The 16732-nt window shown below is 59.4% G+C and carries 19 protein-coding genes; 7 read left to right on the plus strand and 12 right to left on the minus strand.

Annotated features, from left to right (window positions below):
• The first annotated feature begins 198 nt into the window (after positions 1-198).
• From AB4Z13_RS00415 to AB4Z13_RS00435, 5 genes are all read left to right on the plus strand, one after another.
• Positions 199-492 carry a hypothetical protein gene (locus AB4Z13_RS00415; protein ID WP_442205446.1) on the plus strand — a complete coding sequence of 98 codons (294 nt, stop codon included), beginning with the start codon at positions 199-201 and terminating at the stop codon, positions 490-492.
• A 160-nt stretch (positions 493-652) separates the two neighbouring features.
• Entirely contained in the window at positions 653-1375 is a 723-nt protein-coding gene (locus AB4Z13_RS00420) for an SGNH/GDSL hydrolase family protein (RefSeq protein ID WP_442205447.1), read from the plus strand.
• 454 nt (positions 1376-1829) lie between these two features.
• Positions 1830-3290: a calcium-binding protein gene (locus AB4Z13_RS00425; RefSeq protein ID WP_442205448.1), complete on the plus strand. Its 1461-nt coding sequence runs from the start codon at positions 1830-1832 to the stop codon at positions 3288-3290.
• A gap of 152 nt (positions 3291-3442) precedes the next feature.
• Complete coding sequence (locus AB4Z13_RS00430; protein WP_442205892.1) at positions 3443-3706, plus strand: DUF982 domain-containing protein; 264 nt, start codon at positions 3443-3445, stop codon at positions 3704-3706.
• A gap of 209 nt (positions 3707-3915) precedes the next feature.
• Positions 3916-4137 (plus strand): hypothetical protein, encoded by a 222-nt coding sequence (locus tag AB4Z13_RS00435; RefSeq protein ID WP_007823043.1) that lies wholly within the window; start codon positions 3916-3918, stop codon positions 4135-4137.
• A gap of 990 nt (positions 4138-5127) precedes the next feature.
• Here AB4Z13_RS00435 and AB4Z13_RS00440 read toward each other — a convergent pair.
• Positions 5128-5589 carry a hypothetical protein gene (locus AB4Z13_RS00440; RefSeq protein WP_442205449.1) on the minus strand — a complete coding sequence of 154 codons (462 nt, stop codon included), beginning with the start codon at positions 5587-5589 and terminating at the stop codon, positions 5128-5130.
• Positions 5586-6263, minus strand: a complete 678-nt coding sequence (locus tag AB4Z13_RS00445) for a hypothetical protein (protein ID WP_442205450.1) — start codon at positions 6261-6263, stop codon at positions 5586-5588. The genes AB4Z13_RS00440 and AB4Z13_RS00445 overlap by 4 nt, the downstream gene beginning before the upstream one ends.
• A gap of 301 nt (positions 6264-6564) precedes the next feature.
• Between AB4Z13_RS00445 and AB4Z13_RS00450 the strand changes: the two genes are divergently transcribed.
• Positions 6565-6894 (plus strand): hypothetical protein, encoded by a 330-nt coding sequence (locus AB4Z13_RS00450; protein ID WP_442205451.1) that lies wholly within the window; start codon positions 6565-6567, stop codon positions 6892-6894.
• A 440-nt stretch (positions 6895-7334) separates the two neighbouring features.
• On the opposite strand, the gene AB4Z13_RS00455 is transcribed toward AB4Z13_RS00450, so the two are convergent.
• The 8 genes from AB4Z13_RS00455 to AB4Z13_RS00490 form a co-directional block, all read right to left on the minus strand.
• Positions 7335-8387, minus strand: a complete 1053-nt coding sequence (locus AB4Z13_RS00455) for a hypothetical protein (RefSeq protein ID WP_442205452.1) — start codon at positions 8385-8387, stop codon at positions 7335-7337.
• A 176-nt stretch (positions 8388-8563) separates the two neighbouring features.
• Positions 8564-8866 carry a hypothetical protein gene (locus AB4Z13_RS00460; RefSeq protein WP_439015554.1) on the minus strand — a complete coding sequence of 101 codons (303 nt, stop codon included), beginning with the start codon at positions 8864-8866 and terminating at the stop codon, positions 8564-8566.
• On the minus strand, positions 8859-9269 hold the full coding sequence (locus AB4Z13_RS00465; protein ID WP_442205453.1) for a Bbp16 family capsid cement protein: 411 nt from the start codon (positions 9267-9269) through the stop codon (positions 8859-8861). Before AB4Z13_RS00465 ends, AB4Z13_RS00460 begins: the two co-directional genes overlap by 8 nt.
• A gap of 64 nt (positions 9270-9333) precedes the next feature.
• The gene (locus AB4Z13_RS00470) at positions 9334-10368 is read right to left on the minus strand and encodes a major capsid protein (protein ID WP_442205454.1); all 1035 of its coding nucleotides are present in this window, start codon (positions 10366-10368) and stop codon (positions 9334-9336) included.
• A gap of 6 nt (positions 10369-10374) precedes the next feature.
• Positions 10375-11082: a hypothetical protein gene (locus AB4Z13_RS00475; protein ID WP_442205455.1), complete on the minus strand. Its 708-nt coding sequence runs from the start codon at positions 11080-11082 to the stop codon at positions 10375-10377.
• Entirely contained in the window at positions 11066-11419 is a 354-nt protein-coding gene (locus tag AB4Z13_RS00480) for a hypothetical protein (RefSeq protein ID WP_113324666.1), read from the minus strand. Before AB4Z13_RS00480 ends, AB4Z13_RS00475 begins: the two co-directional genes overlap by 17 nt.
• Positions 11419-13104 (minus strand): portal protein, encoded by a 1686-nt coding sequence (locus AB4Z13_RS00485; RefSeq protein WP_442205456.1) that lies wholly within the window; start codon positions 13102-13104, stop codon positions 11419-11421. The genes AB4Z13_RS00480 and AB4Z13_RS00485 overlap by 1 nt, the downstream gene beginning before the upstream one ends.
• Before the next feature lie 15 nt (positions 13105-13119).
• A complete protein-coding gene (locus AB4Z13_RS00490) occupies positions 13120-13359 on the minus strand; it encodes a hypothetical protein (protein WP_439015548.1) in 240 nt (79 codons plus the stop codon).
• A gap of 351 nt (positions 13360-13710) precedes the next feature.
• Between AB4Z13_RS00490 and AB4Z13_RS00495 the strand changes: the two genes are divergently transcribed.
• Complete coding sequence (locus AB4Z13_RS00495) at positions 13711-14661, plus strand: DUF535 family protein (protein ID WP_442205457.1); 951 nt, start codon at positions 13711-13713, stop codon at positions 14659-14661.
• Between the two features lie 123 nt (positions 14662-14784).
• On the opposite strand, the gene AB4Z13_RS00500 is transcribed toward AB4Z13_RS00495, so the two are convergent.
• The gene (locus AB4Z13_RS00500; RefSeq protein ID WP_442205458.1) at positions 14785-15954 is read right to left on the minus strand and encodes an ATP-binding protein; all 1170 of its coding nucleotides are present in this window, start codon (positions 15952-15954) and stop codon (positions 14785-14787) included.
• Positions 15951-16643 (minus strand): response regulator, encoded by a 693-nt coding sequence (locus tag AB4Z13_RS00505; RefSeq protein ID WP_439017244.1) that lies wholly within the window; start codon positions 16641-16643, stop codon positions 15951-15953. The genes AB4Z13_RS00500 and AB4Z13_RS00505 overlap by 4 nt, the downstream gene beginning before the upstream one ends.
• Positions 16644-16732: the final 89 nt, after the last annotated feature.

Consider the following 16732-nt stretch of genomic DNA (forward strand, 5'->3'; position numbering starts at 1 on the left):
CATCAAAAGATATAACGACTGTCACATCCTGGTTGCAAACCGGTGGCGGGTGGCATTGCGCTAAATAATTGTTCGCAACTAACTATTATGGGCAATTTGTCAAGATCAGCGTCATGTATGACTATGTAGCCAGCCTGGCTATCGCCTAAAGCGAGCAATAGTCTTTCACATCGGGAACAATTCTATTCGGATGTCACAATGACCTGGACTTCCTTTGAGTGTCACAAGGTGCGGAAGGTGAAGTACAATGAGAGCGACCGCACCCTTGAGATCCAATACGCCGATGGCGGCAGCGCCCACGCAAGCGGCATCACGATATCCCGGTACGTACAACTGATGTCCACGCGACCCGAAGACCGGGACATCTTTTTCCAGAATATCATCGAGCCATATATCGTCGCGCGCAGGAAGCCACCCCCGTCTCCAGCCACGATCCTGAAGTTCGTCGCCGCGGCGTTGTTGTTGGCCGCTTTTTTGTGGCTTCTTTTCTAGTTTGTCGACCACATCATAATCACGGCAAAATCCGCACGCTAAACTGTGCCGCGCAAGACCGTGCTGCGGTTTTGCGATCACGACATGCGGAAAACAGAAACCTGGAGCGGTGGTCAGCGAATCCCTGATATCGCGACACGCTTTGGCAGCGAGGCTCGAAATGACGGATTTTGTGACGCGGTTGCTCCCTTGCGCGATCGCCGGACTATTGCTCTGGGCCGCGCCCCAGGCGAATGCCGCTCCGGCTTGTGATCCCGTCCAGGCTCTGGTCGCGCAAACCCCTGTCATCGAGCAGTCTCCCGTCCGGGTCATGAAGGCGAAGGAGCAGCAGAAAATCTCCGGCGCGCTCGATGTGGCGATCTTCGGAGATTCTCTGGCGGAGAACTGGGGTCCGGATCTCAAGCGGGATTTCGGGGCCGCGACCGTCGGAAACTTCGGCATCTTCGGCGACCATATCCAGGAGCTCCTCTGGCGCCTCAAGGAAATGCCGCCGGCAATCCAGCCCAAAAACATCGTCCTCATCATAGGAACCAACAACCTGTGGGATGGCTCCTTTGCCCCCTGCGGTGTTTCGCAGGGTGTCGTGGCGGTCGTCGATGAGCTGAGAAGCCGCTGGAGCGACAGCCCGATCTATGTCGTGCCCATCCTTCCGCGCGGATCGGGCTTCACCTTCCGCGCCAAGGATCGTCTTGAGGTGAATGCGAATATCGAGCGGGACCTGGCTGGAAAAACCGGTGTGACGCTTGTCAGAATCGACGAGGATGACCTGACATGCAGCTTCGCAAAGCAGGGGTGCTCGAATTTTACAGTTGATAAACTGCATCTTTCGCCGGACGGGTACAGTATCTTGAGGTCTTCGCTTGCGGAGGCTGGGCTGCGGTAGGCAAGCGGCAGGACTTGCCGCGGGTTTAAGCTGGTACAGTGGTGGTGATGATCGGAATTTGCGTCTTCCGGGCGCAACATTGCTGTATTTCTGCGCTGGAGGAAGCTGGGCGCCCTCAATTTTGATGGGCGAGAGGGCGCTCTATAGTATCGATATATTTATATGATCTAAAATATTGCTGCGATGCAACAGTATTGGGTATTTGTTAACCAATGCTTTGACTTCTGGTTGTGGCTGTGGAAGAAATCCCGCGTGCGCAGATTTTTTGTGGGGTTTCATGGGAACGCTTGTTTTTAGTCAGACTGGAAACGTATCCTTCGGTCAGTTTATCGATGATACGACATTTACGGGCGGATCGGCCGATACTTCCCTGTCGATAGGTTCTTTTAAGACGTCTCTCGGCCTTACTCTCGGATCGGGAGATTTTCTGAGTTATCTCTCGGCCGACGCGCTCATGAACAATGCTTTCTTTGGCGGCATAGCGTCGGATGCGCCGCTGAATACCTACGGCTTGATTGCCGCCCAACTCCATATTTACGGGGGCAATGACGATAATCATATCGAAGTGACGTATGCAGATGACGCGATGATTTTCGCGGGTGCCGGCAATGATTACGTCAAGATAAGCGGTGGCATGTCTGCCTTCATCAATCCCGGCGCTGGCGCTGATACGATGATTGGTGGGAGTGAGAGGGACACCTATTTCGTAGACGATGTCGGCGATCAGGTCATCGAGCTTGGGGGTGTTTGGGGGCCGCCGGATACCGTTACCACAACGCTATTGACCTATACTCTCGGGGCCGGCATCGAAGACCTCAATCTTGTTGAGGGCAATGCGGCAGGCTATGGCAACGAACTCGACAATCGTATGTTTGGTAGCGACGGCGACAACATCCTCAATGGCTTCGCCGGCCACAATGAGCTCTACGGTGGGGACGGTAACGACAGGTTCCTCGTTACCAGCGATCATTCGCGGAACTTCGTCGGCGGCGGCAACGGCGATGACACGCTGGTCTACAAGCAAGGCCTGGGAGGCGATCCTTGGGCGTTCGACCACGGACAGTCGGCATATTTCGAAGGCGGAGCCGGCACTGACAATGCTGCACTCGACTTCTCGCTTGCGCAGTCCGTTACTGCAACGGTGAACGGCAATGCGGTCGTCTACGATATCATCGGCGCTGACGGCTACCATTCGACCGTCACGCTGATTTCGGTGGAGCGCGTGAACATCATCGGTTCGGCCACCGCCGATACGTTCTACGGCACGTCGGGCAATGACTGGATCGATGCCGGCGGCGGTGCCGACACGGTCCACGGTTCGGCAGGCGATGACGGCTATGTCTTCGACAATGCCGGGGACCGGGTCGTCAACGAAGCAGCGGGCGGCGGCACGGATACGATCTGGGCCTCGGTCAGTGTCAGCCTCAAGGACAATGCTTTCGTCGAAAACCTCCGCCTTTCCGGCAGTGCCATCAACGGCATCGGCAACCAGCTGGCAAACACGATCACCGGCAATGCCGGCAGCAATCTCATCGCTGGCGGCGCCGGCAATGACAGCCTTTATGGCAAGGGCGGCGCCGATACGTTCCATTTCAACGAAATGGGTGCGGCCAACAAGGACTCGATCTGGGATTTCGATGCCAACGACAAGATCTCGCTCGGCAGCTTCTTCACCGGCCTCGACAAGGACAATAACGGTGTTGTCGATGACGATGCCTTCCTGGTGCTCGTGAAGAATGGCCCGAAGGTCAGCGGCGATCATGCGGTCCTGACCTACAATGCCGCCACCGGCGTCCTGTCCTACGATCACGACGGAGCCGGCAAGGATGCCGCCCAGGACATCGCCTTCGTCGGCGTCAACAAGGCCTTCTTCGACCATAGCGACATCCTGATCAACAGCTCTCTGCTGGTCTGAGGCGCGCAGTGACCGCCTCTGAAACGGCCGGCTTTCGCCGGCCGTTTTTCGTCATTCAGCCATGCGGCCAACGGCAATTGCCTAACCGCAGCGTGCAGCGGCATGACTTTTGCAAGGTTACCGATATGTTAGTTCGTCGGGAACCAAGCGTAATGAAATGGGACACTTCTGCATCGTTCGATCCGGTCATCCTTGTCTTCAAGGACGAGAACAGACGTTTGATTGTCCGGACGGTCGGGGAAGCTGCCGACGCGCTGATGAGGGAATGGCCATCCGACGATGGCGAGGAGTTCCTGTCTGCCGTGAAAGCCTGCCTGGACGTGATGACCGGTAAAGCCGGAGCCGACGAGCTCAGAGCGGCCATCATCCGGGCTGCGGACGAAGCTGGTGTTACAGCGCTTACTGTTCTTCATTGACCCGAAGGAACGCTGCGACGATTGACGAGCAGCGGCGATGAGGGTAGTGGACCCGCCGCCATGCTCAGCACTGACGAGGTGGTGATGGGGAGGCCTGGTCAGCACGAGGGGCCGGGCCTCTGCCTGCCCGTAAATTCTGGCGAAACACGCTTGAAAATCCGCCATCCGAAATTATCTCGAATCCCGATTTCCAATGATGGAGGGATCGAATGATTGAGCGTCACATAAGCGGGCGCGATCAACCGATGACGTCGGAAGACCTCGCCATTTGCCAGCGCGTGCTGGATGCCGTGCAGGCGGAATTTCAGCTTGCCAGGGATGATGAGGAGACGGCGCGCATCGCCGCAATTACCATCGAACTGTTCCGCGAGGGCGTGCACAATTTCGACCAGTTGAAGGTTTTGGTCTCTGCCGCCAGAGGCAAGGTCTGATCGGAACTTTTAGATATCGGGTCAGTTAAGGTGGCATGGACCACGCGGCGGATGCACGTGCGCTTGACCCTTCAATAGCCTCGGCCGCGCTGTCTGACCTTTCCTCAAAAAACTTGCCCGCTTCGGCGGGCCTCTTTTTGCGATTTCGCCGTCGCCGCTTTTATTTGTCAGAGGGACGCCGTTTTCAAAGAAGGTCCGCTTCAACTCACAAGGGCGTCGAAATCAGAGCAAAGGTATCGTTACAGAGAGGACAGCAACGAGCGATGCAACGAGAACGGATGTCTCGATCATGAATACGACTATCTGCCTCGTGGACATTTCTGGAAAAAGCGATTTCATGATTTTGCCTCAGTTAAAATATTATTCTATCATCTGCTACAGTATCATCAAATTACACGAATAGTTTTTTATTTTCGTATTTTCTAAAGTTTTCGCGTCTCGCGGTTCGCCTCGTCGAATCTCGCTCGTTTTGTCGGTTCGGATGTGAGGTCGTGCAAGAGGGTCGGGCGCGGCGTGTGGGACTTTAGTCCGATTGAAGACGGCGATCTGCCCGCTAATTTCTGTTCGGCTGATGCCTCCAGAGTCAGCACGAAAAGGGTGTCTCTTTCCTGACCCCGAGCACCCTTTTCAACTCTTTCTCCTGGGAAGTTCGCCAACACCCTTTGGCGGGCTTCGTTTTGGGGTGGCGGGTCAGGCCGCCAGTTCCGAGACAGCTCTCGGACTGCCGATCTTGCGGATGATCGGCGCCCCGATTTTAGCGACCCCGGTGCCAACCGTATTGCAGCGGTGTCTTGGGATCAGCAGGTTGCCGAGGCGGATGTTCGTCATCGTCAGCCTAGGCGGAGGCCAGAGTTTCGAACCGCGGATGAGCGAGCGATTGCGCCCGTCGACGTATATGACGGAGTCGGCCAGGACATAGCTTGCGTCGGCGTCAAGTCGGCGGGTGCGTCGAGCATGGTCGCTTCATCGTGAGGCGCCGGGAGGCAGACCTTAGTATGCCAACCGGAGGAGGTAACCGATTGCAAGAGCAATCAGCGGCGGTCCCAATACGATAAACGCGGCCAGCTTCGTCAAGATATAGCGATCTGTTGTCTTGGCCCAGCCCAAAGACCAATATCGAGCGGCTGAGATCTCGTTGAACGACGCATTCTTATATTCTGGCCAAAGTGCTTTGAATTGCTCTTCGCCGTACCAGCACGCTAGGTCGTACCCTTCATAGGGGTCGCGATTCCATGGCTCCGCCGGGTCGCGCATTTCGTAGTCGACGGCAAACGTGCCACGGGCCTCGATGCAGCGCACCGGCAACTTGGTCAAGGCGTATTCTTCTACCTTAGTCTCGCCCGCCCACCACAAATCATTGGTGACGAGCGGCCAGCAGACTGACGAAAGAGTGACGATCCAGGCGAGCGTAAAGTACTGCCATAGCTGGATGAACCGACGCCAGATATTCACTGTGCTCTCTTCGACGAGATATTCGCTCTTGCGTATTGACCCCTTTGAGACTCCCTGATGGCGTCGATATTGAGGTTCTTTCTTGCGAGGGAACATAGTTGCGCGGCAGGGATGCTCTCGGGCTTGACGATCATGTGTATCTCGGCGTCGCTCACTCCCAAATCGTTGGTCACCACGTCATACATGGTCGGTATGTCCATCCTTGCAATCGGGGCGTGATTTTTCCCATCCTCATAGGCCAGCCGCTGGGCCTCGAGATAACGCGGATAGATTTGTGTCTCTTCGAGAATTGACAGGGTTTTCAGAGACAATTGTTGGCGGAGGAGTTCAAGGCATCCCTGCGGATAGTTTTTGCTGAGGAAATCAATGATTTCATTCGTCTTTCTTACCACCTCGATCGCCGCGGCGTCGCCAGCGCGTGAGAATGCACGATCGCGATATTTCCAGACAACCGCGACCATTTCTCTTTGAGCAGCATCTGCGTTTCCGGCCTGAAACATCCTGTCTATCTTGCGCGCTTCAGGCATATGATCCTTGAGGATTGCATATGCCACTGGGTTGCGAGCTCTAATTTCGTCGATCCATAGATTGACGGTGTCGGCCTCACGATATTGTGCGTTTGCGCTTGACGCCAATAAAGCTAGCGAAACCAATAGAAACAATAGCTTTTTCATGTAATCCCCCAATGCTTCCTGCAGCTTAACGAGAAGATCAGGGAATAAAAGATCCGCTGCCAGCAAAAGCTTCAGACGACGCTGGCGTTACAGCGCTTGCGGTGCTTCATTGGCCTGAAGGAACACTCCGGCGATCGACGATCGGCGGTGATGAGGGTAGTGGACCCGCCGCCTTGCGGGATTTAACCTTACCGGTTGACCTTGATCTGATTTTCTCTCGGGCTTGTTGCATTGCGCGATTTACGTGCAATTTCCAGCCTGATACCGCTCCCTTCGGGTTGAGCTTCCGGGGTCGGGTGGAATGGGCATCGAGCAGCTGTTTGAAGAAACGCAGCAGGTTTACGACATAGACGAGTTGATACAGACCGTAGCTGTGAACAAAGGCAACGTTTCCGGTATCGTCAGCTCAAAGGACAGGGTCGTCAAAGAAGCGATTTCGCCTCGGGGCGTAGACGCCCGGAAAGGCGATGGTTGGTCCATGAGAGATGAGATCCATCCGACACCACGTTCCCGCCTGAAGGCGGGCCTGCAGCCGAGCATTCGCCGGCCCTCTGCCGCGCCCGTTGCATTGCGCGTGGCAACGGCTTTCATTACGAGGCTCTTCGGCAAGAAGGTCCTCGCTAGCAGATGAGGGTAGCGGATGCCGCAACCGATCGCCTGATGTCGGTGGAACGGCTGTTTCTGGCCTTGGCTACTCGCCGCTTGAGCGATGCGCTGGCCGGAGGCATCGAATTAGTCGGCGTCGGACTTTGGTCCGATTGCAGAATGCGGTCTGTCCGCTAATTTCTTTCCTGCTGGCGCCTTCAGAGTCGGCAAGAAAAGGGTGTCTTTCCCTGACCGGGAGGCACCCTTTTCCACGCGGGGTCGCCACATCAGACCTTGGTCCCTGTTTTCCGTAGTAACTGCTGTCATATTTCACTCCCACCTAGGGGGAGAATGAATGAGCCATGTTCTGGTGGATCTTGTACGCCTACTTGTCCTTGCAGGCCGTCATTTTAGCAGGGATATTGCTCTTGTTGCTGAGGGACAAACTGAAGGCATCCAGGACACCCGCTTCAGATACGGCGGGGGTCAGGTCGCCAGCTTCCATGCGGCCCGAGGATCAGCAGCAAGCTTACGAATGATCGGCGCCCCGATCTTTGCGACCCCCGTGCCGCCCGTATTGCAGAGGTGCCGCAGGATCAGCAGGTTATCGAGCCGGATGTTCGTCATCGTCAGCCCGGTCGGAAGCCAGAGTTTCGAGCCGCAGATGAGCGAGCGGTTGCGCCCGCCGATGTAGTTACCCGTCGTCCAGCCGCCGCTGGTGACCGTCACCGTGTTGCCGATCTGGACGGGGCCGCGGATGGAGCTGTCGAGGTAATCCCAGCCCGCCCAGTCGTTCAGCTCGACCGGGATCTGGATTTCGAGCCAGTCGCCGGCGACGAGGCCGAGCGTTGTCAGGCTGAGATTGGCCGGCAGGCCGTAGGTTAAGGTATGGACGGCGAGCGCGTCGTTGACGGGCGTGATCGTGATCACCTGCTTCTCGTTTCCGGCCGCCAGCACTTCCTTGCTGCCGACATAGGTCGACGTGCCGGTTCCGCGAACCAGGCGCATGCCGGTGGCGACATCGCCGGTGACGTTTGTCTTGGTGCCGGTGGTCCCCGGCGTGCCCTTGGGCGGGAAGATGTTGTAGGCGGCAAGCGGATCGAGCGAGCGCGTTTCCCCGGCCGAAACCATGCCCTGCAGGATCGGCAGGAGGATGTCTGATCGTTTTGCCATCAGGTCGGGCTTGGGGTGAAGGCCGTCGACGAACATGGCAGGCGAGATGCCGGAGGCGGGGCCATCGAGCGCAAGCGTGTTGCAGAGCATGACACCTTCGCGGCCCGCCTGCGCGACGATCCACGCATTGATGCCGTCAAGGATGCCGGGCCATGCCGGATCGTCGGTGCCGAGCACGGGCAGGTCGTTATAGACAGTCGCGCCATCGCTGATGATATCGATGCCGAGCACAGGCTTGTTATCGGTAAACAGGGTGGCGCCGCCCACATCGCGGATGCCGATGACAGGGCGGTTGTTGAACATGCGCGTGCCGTCGGGAACGATCACGACGCCCTGGACGCGCTGCATATTGTGGAGTTTCGCCATTGGCGCCTTGCCTTCGCTCGGAGAGAAAAAAGAGCGGCCGAGGCCGCTACGGCATCGGCCCGAAAATCGGCATCGATTTTCGGAAGCCCGATGCGTCGAATAAAAGAGCTGGAGCGTCCTTTGTGCGTCCGAGTGGGCGCACGGCGCTCCAGAGGTGGCCTGTCGATCAGCGAGTGTCAGTCGCCAGGCTGGGAGGAGTTCTGGATTTCCGGCGCCACCCAGTCCGGGGCGGGGCCGCCAAGGGCTTCCTGCACGCCGTTGCCGATTGGCTCGGGAGGCGTGGCGGGCTTGGCTGGCTTTGCGGCCGGCTTTTTCTCGGCCGGCTCCGCTTCCGCCCTGGCGCCGGATCGGGCAAGCCGCACCCATTTCGGGCGGTGCTTTTCGTCCTTCCAAAGCGCGTCCGGCAGAGCGAAGCGCTCGCCGGGCTCGCGTCTGGCGCCGCCGAAATAGCCGCGCTCGATGGCGATCACATCAACCATGCGAGGGAACCCCAGCGGTGAAGCCGGCGGTGATCTTGCCCGTGGTCGGGGCAGTACCCGTCACCGTGTAGAGCAGGCGCAGGTAAAGCTCGTCCGTGCCGCGCGGGATGTGGCTCGGCGGGATGATCTTGCCGGCCTTGAGGTCGGCGAGGGTGAGCGTCGTGGTGATGACCGCCTTCGGCGAGGCGAAGGCCTCGTTGTCGTCGGTCTGGATGGTGACGGCAAGCGAGGTCAGGTTGTTGAAACCTTCCACCACCTGCATGAGGAAGGGGATCGGTTCGCCCTTGCCGATGTCGCGGGTGAGACCCGTCTTGATCGGGCCGAGATTGATGACATTGGTGCTGGGGCCGGTTGCGGTAATAACCTGCGCGTCCGAAAGCAGCGTCTGCCGGTCGAAAATCATGGGATGTGCCTTTCGTTAAAGGAGGGGCGCCCGCCGCCTGATAACGGCGGGCTGATGCAGACGATCAGGCGAGGGCCGGAACGGCCGCTTCGGTGTTGAGGATGGCGTCCGTTTCGCGGATCGGGATGCCGCGATAGAACTTCACTTCCTGGCCCTCGACGAACTGCGTGGTCAGGTGGACCGTGTTCTGCCTGTCGGAGGTCAGCGCCCGGTCGGTGGACTGGACGTCGAGCACTTCGAGCACATCCTTGTTCATGTAGATGGCGATGCGGCTGGCCTTGGCATTCAGCCGGCGCGACTGCAGGCGGTAGTAGCCCTTGCGCATCAGCGCCCAGAGATCGACGGTGCCTGATATCATGTCGGAGACGTCGATATTGGCGACGCGGGCATTGTAGCGCCAGTCCTTCACGGCTGCACCGATATGCCAGGTATAGAGCGTCTCCTTGGCATAGTAGGGGTCGCCATTGGCATCGAGCACGCGCTGCTCGCCCTTGTCGTCGATCTTCACACCGGCCTTGGTGCCCTTGGGGTAGAGAAGGTGGGTGGCGTGGTCGCCCCAGGTAACGAACCAGATCGAGGTATTGTCGGCACCCGTGCCGCCGCCATGGACGACCTGGTTGGCGATGTTCGGCTGCGCGACATTCGGCAGGTTGGGGTTGTAGGCGGAGTAGCGGGCAGACAGGCCCTTGAACTTCTCCGGGGTCGTTGCCGTATCATGGTAGAAGAGGCCGGAGGCCATTTCCTGGCTCAGGGACTCGATGAAAGGCATCGTGTCGACGAGGCGGGCCTTGGCCTTGTCAGGTGCCAGATCGAGCAGGCGCATGTCGATTTCGGAGCGGGCATGCACGAAGCCGGTCGTGTCATCCACCTGCTGCATCGTCGCCTTGGACTGCTTGATGCCCTGGTAGAGCCGGCCCCAGGAGACGGAGGGCAGGCCGGTGCGCACCATATGGCGGTGCACGGCATCCATGTTGCATTCGACGGCCATCGCGTCGTCGAGGATCGGGTTCTGCTGGGAGAGAAGCTCGATGACGGCGCCTTCGGCAGAGCCTTTGAATGCGTCAACGAGGTTGGGGTAGTAGCTGCCAATGGTGGCCATGTTTTATCAGCCCTTCGGTGCGTCTTTGGGAAACATCAGGTGCGCGGTTTCGGCTTTCCTGCCGTTTCCGCCCGCGCCGCCATTCGGTGGGTTGTCCTCCTGGATCATCGATCCGACCTTTGCGAAAATTCTGATCATTTCGGGGTGGTTGCCGCCACCGCTGGTGTTGAGATATTCGCGCAGCGCCGGGGTGCCGAGGCGCGAAAGCGCGCGCTGGGCCGAGCCCACGGTGCCGCCCCATTTTGCGCCGCCGATCTCGCGGTCCCTGCGGGCCTCGTCGGCCCAGCCCTGAACGCGGCCGGCCCAGGCTTCGGAAGCCGCCTTGCCGCGCCGGCCCTGGATCTCGATGAAGCGGTCGGCAAGCTGCTGCGCCTGGCGGTTTGTGAGGCCGAGATCGTGGAAATCGGGGCCGAGCGCGTCGATCAGCTCCTGATCCACCTCGATGCCTTCGGGCATGGTCAACGTGTAGCGGCCATCGTCGGGCACGCGGTCGGCAGGGTCGTCGGTGCTATCATCGGGCTTGCCGGCGTCGCGGTCTTCGGTTTCGGCGTGGTCATCGCCACCGGCGTCACCATCCGGTGATGGCATATCATCGGGAAAGAGAATGGTTTCCGGTGCAGCACTTTCACTGCTGCCGCTGCCACCGCCGCCGCTATTTGGGCCCTCGGCGCTCATCGCGATTTCCGGCCTGCCGATCTTAAGCATCGCTGTCATGGTCTTCGCCTTCCTCACTTGCGGCGCGGCTTGCCGCCGCTGCCTTGTCATTTGCCTTGAGATCCGCGATCGCCAGCAGCAGGCGCGGGTAGAGCGTCGGGTCGATGCGGTCGAGCTCGGCGATCAGCCTCCGGCCGGCGCCCTGCTTGCCCAGCGTGTAATGCGTGGCGTTGACGAGTTCCCCCGCGTAAGCCTCCTGGTAGATCGCGCACTGTTCCAGCATCCAGAACAGCACGCGCTTGCCGGATGCGGTGGCGAAGACCTCGCGGAAGGCCGCGGTGATCTCATCCCGCTCGACGTTGTGGGGCAGAGACGGTTGATCCTTAAAATGATCCATCAGGCGAGACCCAGCTGGCGCAGAAGCGCTGATCCATTCGGGTTGTCATTGGCATCGGCCAGTACCTGTGCGGCCTTGGCGCCCTGATTGAGGGCAGGCGCCACCTGCGAGGCCATCTGCGCGGTCTGAGCCGCCTGCATCTGCTGGGCCCGCTGCGCGCGGATATCCTCCACCTTGTCATCGGCCAGGATCATCGAGGGCGGGGCGCCGATCGCATCGAAATAGAGGTCGATCGCCTCGTCGACATCGAGCTTGTCGAGCGCTTCCGGCTTGACCGCCGAGACCTGACCCATGAAGGCGACGCCGCGCTCGATCGCACCTGTCGCAACCGCCTGCTGCGCCTGGGCGAGCGTCGAAATATATTCCACCTTCAGCTCCGTGCCCTGCAGCTCCGGCGGGGGCGGGGGCAGCTCGTCGCGGGCGGCGAGGATGTCGAAAGTGCGGTCGATCGTCGGCCCCAGCTGGTCGCCGAAGACGTTTTCCAGGACGGGGCCGAGCTGCAGGAGCTGCTCTTCCTTGCGCTGGGTCAGCTCGAACTGGTTGCGCGGCTGCACACCTTCCATATTGGTGATCGCGAAGAAGAGATCGGCAAAGAAGGTCTTCTCGATGCGGTTCTGCACTTCCTGGATATCTTCGCGCAGCTCGGCAAGGCTGAGGTTCACCTCCATGGCGGGGCGGAAACCTTTGCCGGTCGGGTCATCGACGTAGTTGACCGCACCCGGCAGCAGCGAGGCCGGGCTGTTCTGCATGGAGGTCGGCGCGTTCATCGGCGGGCGCACCTTCTTGTCGATGCCCTCGAGCTTTCGCATCTGCTCCAGCTGCAGCATCCTGATGTCGCCGAGCGCCTTCTGGCCAGGCGACAACGCGTAATGATCGTCCTCGGAAAGCTCCCAGGCGGGCGCGATGATGGGATTGCTGTCGAAGCCGCTTTCTTCAAGCAATTCCCCACCGATCTCGTCGATCCAGTAATTGGAGAGGAAGGGCTTGTTGCGCTTGTCGATCAGCTTGGGGTCGCGGTCGTAGCGTGGTTCGATGGCGTGATAGACATCGAAGCACTCGCCATATTTGGAGCTGTCGTAGAGGCTCTGCAGCCGCTCCGGCACATTGTCGTAACCGAAGCGCTCGATGATGCGCTGTACGCTCCAGCGGAAGGTGCGGTAGAGCGTGGTCGCCTTGCCCTTGTGATCCCTCGCGATCCAGAAGCGGCCATGCACCAGCTGCTGCACGCGGATGACAGTCTCCTCGTCTTCCACGAGGATCGCCACCGACTGGCCGAACTGGCCGAGATCGCCATAGCCGATATGGAAGGCGCGGTAGAGATTGGAGGCGGCAAAGACCTCGCGCATCTTGTCCTGCACGGCGGCGAGATAGACTTTTACGGAATCCCGCTTCTTCAGGTCCGGATCGAAGGTCGTCAGCCGAAACCAGGGTCGCGCCGGTGAGGTCAGCCCCGAATGCATGCCCGATTTCAGCGTCTCGTAAGCATGGGTGCCGGTACTGTCGATGATCTTGTCACGCGAGCGCGGGCCTTCCCGGCCGGAATGGAGCCTGAGCCGCGTCGGTTCGATATGCTCTGCCAGCGCCCGCCACTCGGCCTCCCATGGCTGGCGAACCTCCTTCAGCTCATTCAGCCGCCGGCGGTGATAGGCGATCTGCGTCTCGTTATCGCGACGATGATTTTCCATTGATGCTATCCGCCCCTATTGCCCGAGCAGCGTCTTCTTGAGCGCATTGCCGGACAGCGCCGGCGACTGCGTATCGGCAAGCGGCGGCGCGCCCGAAGGCGAGGTGAGGATGGTGGACGGCGCACCCTTCACCTTTTCGGAGGCGCGGCGTGCGGCAGCGGACTGGGCCGCGGCATAATCAGGCGTCTTCTGCTGGGCGTATTCGGGCGGCGCCTGTGGCGGCTCTGCTTTTGGCGGCGAGGAGAACATGCACATGAGGGGCATCCGATCGTGAGGGGTGAGCGGTTGGACCGGGTGGAGGAGGGGTGATGGCCTCCAGCCGGTTCGGCATTGTGGAGGCAGCGTTACGGGTGAAAGGTTGTGGGGGTGTCACACGGCACAAGGCCGGGACTGTCATGGATTCCGCGCGTGAGGCCATGATTGTGAAACGGCACCAAAGTCGAGCCTGGCGGGCTCTGCGGTATGCCATTGAAAATAGAAAGATGACGGTGATGTCCGAAGAGGTCTGATCGGCAGTTCCCCCCGCGATGACCACGGTTTCTTGCTGCGATCTTGATAGTTCCGCCGCAGATGGTTGGCCGCAACCATACTCGTTGGGCCTAAAATATGATCCAGAATGAATTGATCACTGCAGCGGCAAAAGGCGAGATTTCCGCCACTCCTCGTCGGTACTCAGCGCCCGAAATTGCTGATGAACCGCGGCGGTTCCGATTTCTCCTGCTCTGGAGAATACTGACTTTCGTTCTGCGGGCCCGTTGGAAGCGCGGCGTTCTGTTCTGGTTTCGCTTTGCCGCCCATCCGCTCCTGACTATCAGCTGGTGGCGCTTCCTCGCGGGTTTTGCCGCAGCACGAGGGTTTCCGGCCCCGCATGACGCGTTGCTGCAGAAGCCATTGTCGAAATTCCTGGTTTACGGAATGCGCAATTCCGGGCGGCTCGCACGTCTCGTCGATCACTTCCTTGTCGCGGAAAAGATCCTGGCCAGGGAAACCATGATGAGGCTGTGGCAGGGGGAACGGCTGGACATGGGCGTGGTGAACGGCCGCAATGAGGCCTATACGTGCCGCATCGCACTGGCCGATCTTTGTGGCGGACGTCACGAGGGTGCCTTCGCCATCGAGCTCGTCCGTATGCGCGACAAGGCCCTCCTGTGCACAGGCAGGTTCACATTCCTTCGCCAGGGCTCTGAGGGCGGCTACACCTTTGTCATCGGCAGCATGCAGGGTCCTCGCAATGGAAAGCGGCTGATCGTCGAGGCGACCCGCGATCTCCTGGGAATTCGCCCGAAGGAGGCGATCCTGATCGTCCTGCAGGGGCTGACCGTCGAAGGCGGCATGTCGCATTTCCTGGCGGTGTCGCGGGCCAGGCAGCCGATCCAGTATCGCCGCCGCAAACGGCGGTCCATGATGCTGTCGGCGATCGATGCGTTCTGGGCCGAGCGCTCTGCCGATCCTGAAGAGACCTATGGGTTCAGGGTGCCTAATTCCGCAACCGGCGGAACGGACAGGCGCAGCCGGAGCAAATCGCGTTTCCACACGATCGGCGAACTGTTCCATTGAGCATGCCCCTGCTGGGGCGCGGTGGGTGCAATGGCAACTTTGCCGGCCATGATCTCAGGCCGGGGGAGATCTTGCAGGAAGGCTATCAGCGACCATTCTAAATGGCGGTCGGGTCTTTGCGCGTTATGCCGGACGCAGGTGGATTGCGACCATCGCGCCACCGCCTTCCCGGTTGGCGAATTCAAGATGTCCGCCATGGGCAACCGCGATGGCCTGCACCACCGATAGTCCCAGTCCTGTGCCGCCCGTTGCACGAGATCGGGAGGGATCACCTCGCCAGAAGGGGTTCGTGGCCACGGCATCCAGCCCTTGCGGAAATCCGGGACCTCGATCCAGAAAGCGGATGACGACGCTCTCATCCGGCAATTGCTCTGTTTCGCACCGCAGCCAATTGCCGTCTGCCGCGTAGCGGCTGGCATTTTCCAGAAGCGCCAGCACGGCCTGGCGAATACGCGGCGAGTCCACCGATATAAAGGCGGGTTGCAGACCGGTTTCGAGCGTCAGCGTGCTGGTCTCCAGTATGGGTTTGGCCGATGTCAGCACCGCTTCTACCACCTGCGACACGTCGGTCCGTTCACGCTCCATCACGAGTTTCTGGCCGATCGCCAGCGACAGGGTGCGCAGATCTTCAACAATTCTCCCGAGACCTTCCACCTGAACCAGGAGATCGGAGATCATCTTCCGGTCCATTGGAAAGACGCCGTCGAGCATGCCCTGCAATGAACCCCGCAGGATCGTCAGTGGCGTACGCAATTCGTGCGCGACCGCCATGTTGTTGAAGCGCAGCCTTTTTTCCATGCTGTCGAGGCTGGCTGAGAGCGCATTGAAAGTATCCAGAAGACTGGAGACCTCTCGGGTGGTGTGGCGCGAGGCAGCGACGCTCACTGAGAAGTCGCCGGATTTCAGGCCTTCGGCAGCAGATGTGAGTTCTGCGAGAGGCCTTGCGATCTGTCGCGCCAGAAATATCCCGATAATGGCGCAGACAAGGGCCGAAAGCAGGCCGCAGGTCAGAATCAGGATCTGGAGCTGGAAATCTGTCTGTTCTTCCTGCAGCCCATTGAGGTTAGCGAGGAGGAGCTTGAGCGAATCCTGGTCGGGGACGACGCCATTGTCCAGATCGCGATAAGCAGCCGCGGCTCTCGGTGGCAGGTTTTCAATGATGCTTTCCTCGAGATAGGTGGAATACCAGATCGCCCCGAGATAGGTCATGCCGACGCTGAGAAGCAGCATCACTCCGATGATGGCAGCGGTAACCGTTGCAAGCGGTAGCGAGGGGAGCCTGAATATCTTCATCTCGGATCCGAAAAACGATAGCCAATTCCCCTCACGGCAGGAAAGAAGCCGTTCTGCCCCATATCTTCCAGTTTGCGCCGAAGGTTGGAAATATGCGTGTCGACAGTGCGCACCAGAGCGTCGCTTTCCGGCAGGCAGGCGTCGAGAATATCGGCGCGCGCGAAAGCCTGGGTCGGATGGCGTATCATATAGGCGAGAATTCGAAACTCGCTGAGCGTCAGGGATAGATGCGTGCGGCACTCGTCTCTGGTGACAAACGCCGTGTAGCTGGTGAAATCGACCTCTATAGTCCCAAACCGCTTGATGACGTTGGCATGTTCTCCCCGCGTCCGGCGCAAGACGGCTTTGACCCGGGCAACAACCTCCTGCGGATTGAACGGTTTCACCACATAATCGTCGGCGCCAAGGCGCAGGCCGCTCAACCGGTCGATGTCATCGGCAATAGCCGTCACCATGATCACCGGCGTTGATCCTGTCTGGCGCAGGCGCGCGAGCACGTCGAAACCGTCGAGTTTCGGAAGGCGCACGTCAAGCAGCACAAGATCGGGTTTCAGATGGGCATGATGTTGAAGCGCTATTTCGCCGTCGCCGGCGCGAACGGTACGGAACCCGTCACGCAACAAATAGGCTTCCAGTATCTGCGCGATTGCCGGTTCATCCTCAACGATCAGAACGAGACTGTTATCCACCCCAATGCCCTGCAGTTGTTCAATTGTCTTTGTCGGCTTTGCCGCCGGACGCCCACTATCGCGGACAAGCGAGATTTCTGCAATTTGCA

The organism is Rhizobium sp. YAF28 (assembly GCF_052113285.1).
Classification (GTDB): Bacteria; Pseudomonadota; Alphaproteobacteria; order Rhizobiales; family Rhizobiaceae; genus Rhizobium.